8 protein-coding genes are annotated in these 10,734 nt (G+C 38.0%); 7 read left to right on the forward strand and 1 reads right to left on the reverse strand.

Translation table 11 applies throughout. The features are described from left to right. Positions 1-259: 259 nt before the first annotated feature. From PLH43_RS10555 to PLH43_RS10585, 7 genes are all read left to right on the forward strand, one after another. Complete coding sequence (locus PLH43_RS10555; protein WP_324362871.1) at positions 260-880, forward strand: hypothetical protein; 621 nt, start codon at positions 260-262, stop codon at positions 878-880. A gap of 322 nt (positions 881-1,202) precedes the next feature. Next, on the forward strand, positions 1,203-2,837 hold the full coding sequence (locus tag PLH43_RS10560; RefSeq protein ID WP_324362873.1) for an AMP-binding protein: 1,635 nt from the start codon (positions 1,203-1,205) through the stop codon (positions 2,835-2,837). A gap of 322 nt (positions 2,838-3,159) precedes the next feature. Next, positions 3,160-3,609, forward strand: coding sequence for an Hsp20/alpha crystallin family protein (locus PLH43_RS10565; protein WP_324362875.1), 450 nt, complete (start codon positions 3,160-3,162; stop codon positions 3,607-3,609). 217 nt (positions 3,610-3,826) lie between these two features. Beyond that, positions 3,827-4,738, forward strand: coding sequence for an NUDIX domain-containing protein (locus tag PLH43_RS10570; protein ID WP_324362877.1), 912 nt, complete (start codon positions 3,827-3,829; stop codon positions 4,736-4,738). A gap of 200 nt (positions 4,739-4,938) precedes the next feature. Next, complete coding sequence (locus PLH43_RS10575; protein WP_324362879.1) at positions 4,939-7,149, forward strand: M56 family metallopeptidase; 2,211 nt, start codon at positions 4,939-4,941, stop codon at positions 7,147-7,149. Positions 7,150-7,561: 412 nt separating this feature from the next. Further along, positions 7,562-8,899 carry an NAD(P)H-dependent oxidoreductase gene (locus PLH43_RS10580; RefSeq protein WP_324362881.1) on the forward strand — a complete coding sequence of 446 codons (1,338 nt, stop codon included), beginning with the start codon at positions 7,562-7,564 and terminating at the stop codon, positions 8,897-8,899. A gap of 185 nt (positions 8,900-9,084) precedes the next feature. Continuing rightward, positions 9,085-10,197 (forward strand): SLC13 family permease, encoded by a 1,113-nt coding sequence (locus PLH43_RS10585; protein WP_324362883.1) that lies wholly within the window; start codon positions 9,085-9,087, stop codon positions 10,195-10,197. A 146-nt stretch (positions 10,198-10,343) separates the two neighbouring features. On the opposite strand, the gene PLH43_RS10590 is transcribed toward PLH43_RS10585, so the two are convergent. Next, complete coding sequence (locus PLH43_RS10590; protein ID WP_324362885.1) at positions 10,344-10,655, reverse strand: kelch repeat-containing protein; 312 nt, start codon at positions 10,653-10,655, stop codon at positions 10,344-10,346. Positions 10,656-10,734 lie beyond the last annotated feature (79 nt).

The raw sequence follows: 10,734 nt of genomic DNA on the forward strand, positions 1-10,734 counted from the left end.
AGTTGAAGTGGTACTTCCAGTAAAACAAGGATTGAAACACATGAATTTGAGTGTTCTCGCTATAGTTTTCTGTTGTTGAAGTGGTACTTCCAGTAAAACAAGGATTTAAGCATTCTAAAAAGTGCATTGCTTTTATTCCAACTACTTATTGAAGTGATATTTCCACAGAAATTATCTATAAAGTGAGAATAGGGGTAATTTGACTACATAAAAACATTTTGTTATAGTTTCACTATTAGGAATTAAAGGTGAATAGATTATGAGTACAACTTTTGAGGTATATCCGGGAAAAGAATATGTACCTTCCTTTGCAGAACTACTGGATATTTCAAACGAAAGGATTAATTCCTTTTTAAGAGATTCAGGTATTATAAAAAGTGCTATCCTGGATGTCGAAATCCATAAAAATATAGATCATTCTAAGGTAAAATTCAATATGAACGATAAATTAATTTGGAATGACGATTATTATGTATGGTTTTTTATTCGGGGAGTTGATGGAGGGACTGATTCCTATTATCACAAAATAACCGAATTTGATAAAGAAATATGGAAAGAGGAAATTAGTATTAATGCCAAGGTGAGGCAATTTGCGGATTCAATCAATAAAAGTATAGAAATTGGACATTACTGGTCTTTTAGAAGGAGTGCGGGGCAGCCGGGCATAATTAACCTTGCTTATGGCTTAATAGCTGCATCTCTTGCAAAAATAACTGATGGTTTTATTTACTCCGATGATGGTGCATGGGATTATGATCGCTTTCCTGCTTTGGCTGAAGATTTTTTTCGATGGTACTTTAAGCCTGAATTTGCAGGGAAAAGCGAATATAAGATGTGGGCACAAAATTGTATTGAGTCTATATACGAGGAACTCAAATAATTATAAGGCTACTCAGTTGCAGTTGGCGTGGCCTTTATTCATATCTGGGTGTTTGTTTTACGAGATAATATGCATTTTCAAGTGAGCTATATTCCATTCAAATAACCTAAAAACAGCATTTTAAGAATTCCCATAAAGAGTTTGAAAAGTATGCAGAGTCGTCAATTTTCCGAAGTTAAATAAATTTAATCTATTGAATAATTATTTCCATAGCCTTATAATTAATTATGGTAGCTTGTATTACATATGTAGTATGGCTTCATTAATTTAAAAATACATGCACAGTTTTTAGGTTGTGTTGGTAGAACGGAGGAAAAAGAAGATGCCCATTATTGAATTTTTGGAGCGCAATGCTGAGTTGTACGGTCACGAAAAATGTCTGACAGAGATAAATCTGGACCTTCAGGAAAGCCATAATGTCATATGGCGCGAGTATGAACTCATCGAAAACAATCCGGCAGGGGAATATCGCAGAGATATGACCTGGCGTGTTTTTGACGAAAAAGCAAATCGATTTGCAAATCTCCTAATCAAGAGAGGAATTAAAAAAGGTGACAAGGTGGCTATACTTTTGATGAACTGTTTGGAATGGCTGCCTATTTATTTTGGAATATTGAAGGCAGGGGCTATTGCGGTACCGATGAACTTCCGCTATACAGCCGAAGAAATAAAGTACTGCCTCAACTTATCCGATTCCATAGCCTTGGTTTTCGGTCCGGAATTTATCGGTCGTGTGGAAAACATTTATGACCAGATACCCAATGTGAGATTATTGTTATTTGCAGGAGAAAACCGTCCTTCTTTTGCTGAAAGCTATGACCGTCTTACCGCCAATTGTTCTTCCGAAGCACCCAACATAGAAATTACAGATGATGACGATGCAGCAATATATTTTTCATCGGGAACCACAGGGTTTCCAAAAGCAATTTTACATAGCCACGGAAGTCTTGTATCGGCTTGTTACACAGAACAGAAACATCACGGACAAACCCGTGAGGACAATTTCCTGTGTATTCCGCCCCTTTATCATACCGGTGCGAAAATGCACTGGTTCGGAAGCCTGTTGGCCGGCAGCAAAGCAGTGTTGCTGAGAGGAATTAAGCCGGAATGGATATTAAGAACAGTTTCCGAAGAGAAAATTACAATTGTATGGCTTCTGGTTCCGTGGGCTCAGGATATTTTGGATTCAATTGACAGGGGAGAACTGAAACTGGAAGATTATGACCTTTCCCAATGGAGGCTTATGCATATTGGTGCTCAGCCGGTGCCGCCAAGCTTGATTCACCGCTGGAAAAAGTATTTTCCGCATCATCTTTACGATACCAACTATGGTCTGAGCGAGTCTGCCGGACCGGGATGCGTTCATTTGGGCGTTGAGAATATTCACAAAGTAGGTGCCATAGGCTTGCCGGGCTATAATTGGGAGGCTAAAATTATAGATGAAAAGGGATGTCCTGTAAGTCAGGGAGAGGTAGGAGAACTGGCTGTCAAGGGACCCGGTGTGATGAGATGCTATTACAAGGACCCTGAAGCTACTGCCGCAGTACTCAAGGATGGCTGGCTTCTAACCGGGGACATGGCCAGAATGGATGAAGACGGATTTATTTATCTGGTAGACCGCAAGAAAGATGTAATTATCAGCGGTGGAGAGAATATATATCCCGTACAGATTGAAGATTTTCTGAGGGCACATGAAGCAATCAAGGATGCAGCGGTTATTGGACTTCCGGATAAGCGTTTGGGAGAAATAGCTGCAGCTATTATAGAGTTAAAGCCTGGCTGCGAGTGCACTGAAGAAGAAATAAACAAATTCTGTCTTTCACTACCGCGTTATAAACGTCCTAAAAAAATTATTTTTGACACGATTCCAAGAAATCCTACAGGAAAGATTGAAAAGCCCCGTTTAAGGGAAAAATACGGTGTGGTAGCCTTGGTAGAGGCTGAAACAATAAGCTAATAATGCCCTTCACGTTTTAAATTATATATTAATTGGGAATGGCTTTGACTGATATATCGGCAAGGCCATTCTTATTTTTTTTCAAAATCAAAAAGATAAAACGGACAACTCACAAAATTAACATATTTAGAATAGATTTGAATAGAAATATGAAGATATTTTGAGATTCACAGAGAAAATTCAGTTGAATCATTATTAACAAAAAGCAAAGGTCAAGGAAAGTCAAAGTCTAAAGTTGATAATATAGCTGCAAAATTGTATAAATAATATATAAAGATGATTAAACGTCAAATCAATATCAAAAAATTTGGAGGTGTTGTTTATGTTCGGAATAGTACCTTTTGGAAGAAGAGGAACAGGTGTTCAAAGAAGAAACGGAGACTTTTTTGATATTGACAACTTTTTTGACGACTTTTTCAACGACGAATTTTTCTCTGCGTTTTACGGCCGCAATCAAATGAAAGTCGATATAAGTGAAAACGATAAAGAATATATTCTTGAAGCCGATATGCCGGGAATAGACAAAGAAAACATCAGTATTGAAGTCAATGGTGATGTACTCACGATAAGTGCCAAATGCGATGAACAGACAGAAGTGAAAAAAGAGAATTACCTAAGAAAAGAAAGAAGAGCAAGTTCGATGTCAAGGTCCTTTACTCTTGAAAATGTTGATAGCGACAGGATTACGGCAAGGCATGAAAGAGGCGTATTGACATTGATACTGCCAAAGAAAGAGACTCGCTACAGAGGAAGAAGAATCGATATTTCTTAATATGCAAATAATAATGAAAGGGTGGGCTCCCCTATACACGGGGGAGCTTTTTTTGATTTAAAAATAGGTTGTTATACGGGCCCGATGTTGTTGGAAAGAGAAACAGATAAGGGAAAAATGGGCTTGTAGGAGTATTGACAACGGGGCAATAAATAAATATAATGATACTAACATAATGATAATATCAAAACTCAAATTTCAAATTCGAGGTGAAACAATGAGCGAATCAAAAAAGCTTAATAAACAAGGACTTACCGAAGAGCAGTTTTTAGCGGCTTATGATGCCAGCAAATTTGAGAGGCCGTCAATGACGGTGGATATGCTGATTTTTACTGTGACTGATGAAAAAAAGGAGAATTATAGAAAGCTTCCTCAAAAGGTTTTGCGATTGTTGATGATTAAAAGGGGTGACCATCCGTATATAGGACAATGGGCGCTTCCAGGCGGTTTTGTTAACATGGATGAAAATCTGGAAGATGGAGCTTTAAGGGAGCTGAAAGAAGAGACAAATATTGACAATATATATATGGAGCAGCTTTATACCTGGGGAGATGTAGACAGAGACCCCCGCACACGGGTAATAAGCGTTTCCTATATGGCGCTGGTGGACAGCTCCAATCTCAATATCAAGGCCAGTGATGATGCCGATGATGCCAAATGGTTTACCGTATCGTGTAATATGTATCAGGAGCAAAAAACAGTGACCGAAAAGGGATATATATTGCAGCGGTTGTATAACTTAAAGCTGTCCAACGAGGAGGAAAATCTTTCAGCGGTTATAAAGACGGTAAAAACTGTTGAAGGAAAAATATCCAGAGTAGAAAGAGAAATTGTCGAATCAAACGGTATCGCTTTTGACCACGCAAAGATTATACAATATGCTATTGAAAGGCTGCGAAATAAAATTGAGTATACCGATATTGCGTTTAACCTCATGCCGGCAAGGTTTACTTTGACGGAGCTCCAGCAGGTGTATGAGGTGATTTTGGACAAGGAGCTGTTAAAAGCAAACTTCAGGAGGAAAATAGCCGATATGGTAATTGAAACAAACGAGTACACCAAAGATGCAGGGCATAGGCCTTCAAAACTTTTTAAATTCAACCCAAATTGGAACGATTCCTCAGAATAATAAAAAACGTTATTGACATATTGGTCTATTTGTAATAGACTAATAATATAAAGTCTATAATAAATAGACCAAGGAGGACTAACATGAAAGAATATAAGCTTTCACAAAGTGAAATAAAGCATATAAGCGGCAAAAAAAGCAGCAAACATCAGAATGAAGAGTTGGGAAGATTGACTTATGGGCACAAGGAGGTGCTATAAATGAGTGAGTTATTTCTCTCCGTTTTAAATATGAGTTTTACAGCAAGCTATGTAATTTTATGCGTGATGCTTCTTAGGCTGTTACTTAAAAAAGCTCCGAAATTCATCTCCTATGCTTTGTGGGGTGTTGTGGCCTTTCGCCTTATAATTCCGTTTTCTTTTGAAAGCATGTACAGTCTTTTGCCCCGGAATATGAATACTGTTCCGATTTCCCATGAAATCATCTATCAGCAAAGTCCCAAAATTGATAGCGGGATAGAAGCAATGGACGCTATTGTAAACCAGTCCCTTCCCAAGCCGGATGTTGCGGCAAGTGTAAATCCATTGCAGATTTATACATTGCAGATTTATATAGAAATTGGATCATATATCTGGGTTTTGGGAATAATAACATTACTCATTTACAGTTTGGTGTCGGTTTTGAAACTAAAAAGACAGCTTAAAAATGCAGAGCAAATAGATATGAATATCTTCGAAGTCCGGAATTTGAAAACTCCCTTTGTATTAGGAGTAAGAAAGCCCAAGATATATTTGCCGGCCGGACTTGAGGCTACCGAGAGAAGATATATTTTGCTGCATGAGCAAACCCATATCAAGCGCAAAGATTATATCATTAAAATATTAGCTTTCTTAATATTAGCCATACACTGGTTCAATCCCCTTGTGTGGGTTGCATTCAGATTAATGAGCAAGGATATGGAGCTTTCCTGTGACGAGAGTGTTTTAAAAGAAATGGATTTGGATATTAAAAAGCCATATGCCAATTCATTATTGTCCCTTGCAACCGAAAGACATATTTTAAATGGAAGCCCTCTGGCTTTTGGTGAGGGAAATGTTAAAGACAGAATCAAGAATGTATTGAATTACAAAAAACCAACCTTTTGGTTGATTGCCGTTGCATTAGTAGTAGCTGTAGCCGCAGGAATCGGTTTATTGGCTAATCCGGTTTCTCAAAAACCAGTTGAGAATAAGCCTTTATCACAGCTTTTAAAAAATAAAACCGAGTATGTGGGTGACAACTCAAAGGTTGGAGGTATTATCTTTTCATTAAAGTTTCCCGACAACGTGGATTATAATTCTTTTGAGCTTTATACAGACAGTGAACCTTATGGAGTAAATGTGAATCTCAAAACGAATACTGAATCCAAAAACATATATAATGTTGAAGCAAACCAACAGCAGTTTGAAACTAATGCGTTGATTATGTTTTCCCTGATTGGAAACGTTGAAAATATCAATTTTACACTGGATGATGGAGCATCCCCGTATTCTATACAATACACGAGGGAGTGGGCGAACAAGCGATGCGGAAAAGATGTGCGGGATTTTGCCAAAAGTGAGGAGGAACTTGGCAAGCTAATTAACGGCACATATGGCATTCCGAAAAATGAAGGCATTGGCGAGATTATAGAAGAAAACTTAAGTGTCATAATGTCATCGCCAGACATATCCTCCAATCCGCAGGATTATATCTATGTCAATAAGAAAGAATACCAAAACATTTTGAAATACGGTGAAGAGGCGCTGGAATATTTGCTTTCGCAGTTTGAAGCAGGTAATGATGAAGGACTTCGGGGGCATATCATGATGAGACTGTGTAAAGAGCTCTTAGGCCCGAGAAATAATGTTACCGATGATTCACTAAGTCCGAGAGAGTGGTATAATGCACTGTCCATCCGCCAAGAAAGAAAGCTTCCCAATTTTGAATATGACGGCGAGGATCCCATTGAAAAGCTTGTTTATACCACGGAAATTGAGATGAATTCAGACCCTAAAGGGGAAGGATTTGTAGTTGTTGCGCCGAAAATCTTTGGAAGTTATGAGGAAAAGAATCTGCTAAAAGTATTTGCGACTACTTACAGTGCCAGATACAGGATTTTTGAGGACACCTTGTCGGAAGAGAGCGGCAGCATTGTTCCGGTGGCAATAACCTATCGAAAAGATGATAACGGCAATTTTATCCTTGAAAAATACGAGCAAGCAAGGGATGGCGCAGGATTTGCTCCTTCCATCAGGGAGTTTTGTACGATGCCGGTATCGGGAAAAGAGATAAAGGGACTTGCAGACCAAATTCTTAAGCATTACTCTGATTATAAGGATATCCGCATTCTGATGCATGATAACCTTGCCAAGCATTTAAAGAAAAATGGCCTTACATCTACCAAGCTTCTCAAGTCTTCCGGTGATGAGTTTGAATTCTCGGTACTCTAAACTAATAAAAATGTAAATCAAGATGCATAAAAGGTTGGAAAGCACTTAAAACCCTACTTAGATAGAATAATCTATATGAGTGGGGTTTTTTATGGTATGTGGTATTGGATATTAGGGATATTTAAGAAATATTCCAAAACTATTCTTTTTAAATGTAACTTTTTATGAGATGCAAAATTTAAAAATCTGATATATAATGATAAAGCAATAAGGGTAAAGAGAGTTTACGAGGAAACAAAATATAATAGAGAATGGATATTAATTCCGATAAAAGGTTTAAGCGGCCTATTAAAGAATGAATTGGAATATCATACTAAGTTATAATTTTAAAGAGAAATTCTTTAATAAAAGTTACCTGTGAGGGGCGTACTTACGAGAGGTTTGGAAGTAGGAAAATTACAGGAGGTGCAGTATGAACGTTTTGGTTTTAAATGGGAGTCCCAAAGGAGATTTTAGTATTACACTGCAAACTTTATTGTATCTGGAAAAGAAGTTTTCGGAGCATAAATTTCAGTTTCTCCGTGTCGGTCAACAGATTAAATCCATTGAAAAGGATTTTTCAACTGTGAGTGAGGCGATAACAAGTGCAGATTTGATTATTTTCTCTTATCCTGTTTATACCTTTATTGCACCAAGTCAGCTGCACCGTTTTATAGAGCTTTTAAAGGCATCCGGCCTTGATGTGTGGGGGAAATTTGCCACCCAGATTACCACTTCAAAACATTTTTATGACGTGACAGCCCATAAGTATATTGAGGACAACTGTCATGACCTTGGTATGAAGTACATCAAGGGGCTGTCTGCCGATATGGATGACCTTCTTACGGAAAACGGACGTAAAGCTGCAATAGACTTTTTTCAATATGTATGCTGGTGTATAAAAAATGACATATATGAACCTGCTCCAAAGGCATCTTCGGCTCCTGCGCATCTTCCGGTTAGTCCTGCAAAACCAACTCAAGAGAAAAAGAATGGCGATGTGGTTATTGTTACGGATTGTGCAAAAGACGACAAACAGCTTAATGATATGATTGACAGGTTTAGGGCAGTTCTAAATTATAACAGCCGCATTGTCCATATTTCGGAGTATCCTTTTCATGGAGGATGTATAAGCTGCTTTAATTGTGCTGCTTCGGGAAAATGCATTTTCAAGGATGGTTTTGATGACTTTTTGCGCAACAATATTCAGACTGCAGATGCCATAATATATGCATTTTCTATCAAGGACCATTCCATGGGCTCCATTTTTAAAATGTATGATGACAGGCAGTTTTGCAACGGTCACAGAACAGTGACCATGGGAAAGCCCACAGGATACCTGATTAGCGGTAATTATCCGGCAGAGACCAACCTGCAGATGATAATTGAAGGGCGAAGCGAGGTTGGAGGTAATTTTCTTGCGGGAGTTGCGTGTGATGAATCAAATCCGGATGAGGAAATAGACAGACTTGCAGCAAGGCTTGAATATGCGATAAGTCATAAATATGTCCAGCCTCCAAATTTCTATGGTGTCGGCGGAATGAAAATCTTCAGGGACCTTATCTGGTTAATGCGCGGGCTGATGAAGGCTGACCACCGCTTTTACAAAGAACACGGATTGTATGATTTTCCTCAAAAGAAAAGAGGTACTGCATTAAAAATGTATCTTGTAGGTGCCCTCATATCTTCTCCAAAGCTTAAGGCTAAAGTTGGAAATAAAATGAATGAAGGTATGCTTGCGCCGTATAAAAAAGTTTTGGAGCAGTATTGATACAGGAAAGTATTTGTGCAATAAAGTGAGATTGAATTGAGAACTATAGTGAAAATGCGGTAGAAAGTTTACGAAACAACTTAACAAATATTATCGTGCATATGAAACTCTATGGGTAGAGCTGTTGAAATAATCGAAAACTTAGGTAAACGAACATATTGCATTGATGTAAAGGGAGTAGAGGCATGAAAAACAGAATAATTGCTTTTTTAAAAAAAGAAGTTGTGCTTGTGGCGGCCGCAATACTTGCTTGCTTGTCCGCTTTTTTTGTTCCGCCTACAAGTGCTTATATGGAATATATTGACTGGTGTGTATTAGGCATTTTGCTAAGCCTGATGACGGTTATGGCAGGCCTTCAAAAGAACGGACTTTTTGATGCTTTAGTCGTTGCATTGCTAAAAAGAACCAAAAAAGTGTGGCAATTGGCGTTTGTATTGGTATTCTTGTGCTTTTTTCTCAGTATGCTGATTACTAATGATGTTGCCCTTATCACCTTTGTCCCCTTTGCTATTTTGACTTTGAAAAAGTGCGGGCAGGAACGGCTGGTTATACCTGTGGTGGTTCTTCAGACAATAGCAGCAAACCTTGGCAGTATGTTAACTCCCATAGGCAATCCCCAGAACTTGTATTTATATAATTTATCTCAGGTGGGGATATTGGAGTTTATGCAATGCATGCTTCCTTATACAGTAGTTTCCGGGCTTTTGCTGGTAATTTCGTTATTGCTTATAAAGGGCAAACAGGAAGTGGTTGTCATAAAAGAACAGACTAAAACGCAGCTTTCCCTCAAAAAGAACATAATCTACCTTGCGTTATTTGTTTTGTCTCTTTTAAGCGTTGCTAAAATTTTGCCTTATATGGTCGTATTGGTTTTAGTGCTAATTGTAGTTTTCATAATGGAGAAGGATGTATTAAAATCGGTGGATTATTCTTTGCTTTTGACTTTTATTTGCTTTTTCATTTTCACAGGGAATTTGGAAAATATTCCCACGGTAAAAGAGGCATTGCAAAATTTGATAACCGGTCGGGAGCTTGTCATAAGTGTTTTTGCAAGTCAAGCCATAAGCAATGTTCCCGCGGCACTTTTATTATCCGAATTCACGGACAACTACCGGGTATTATTAAAGGGTGTGAATATTGGCGGCCTTGGAACTTTGATTGCATCGATGGCAAGCTTAATATCCTATAAAATATTTGCAAACCATTATGATAAACTTAAAGGACGGTATTTTCTTTGGTTTACTTTGGCAAACATAGTTTATTTATTAATATTAATGGCGGTAGCGATGATAATCTGATTCTGTTGTAGCTGCTGTATGGAGGTACAAGTATTATCTTTGCCAAATTACTCTTAAAAATCGGAGACTGCTATATTTTTTTATAAAAGCTATGAGATATGGACATCCATACCTCATAGCTTTAAAAAGTATTTTAGAGGAGACATTTATGGAATAAACTCTTCAACAACTTCTTCGAGGTTTGAATAACGATCCCATCCGCCAATTGTATATATTTTATTGTTTACAACAGATGCAGTATGACCTTCTCTTTCTGTACCGGAATATGCAACTTTTTTCCATTTGTTGCTTGCCACATCATATTCTTCGGTTATATATGTAACTCCTACTGAGTCTTGAAGGCCGCCCATCGCATAGATTTTACCGTTAATCGCTACTGCCGCCAAATTGCTTCTGGGTGTCGGAATGTCTGCAACTCTTGTCCATGTGTTGGTTATAGGGTTGTACTTTTCGACAATTGGGCATTTGGCGTTTGAATCTGTACCAGGTAAGTTGTAAAATTAATTGCCCAAACATGATAAAAAAGAAGTGACTCAA

Source organism: Acetivibrio sp. (genome assembly GCF_035371925.1).
Taxonomy (GTDB): Bacteria; Bacillota; Clostridia; order Acetivibrionales; family Acetivibrionaceae; genus Hungateiclostridium.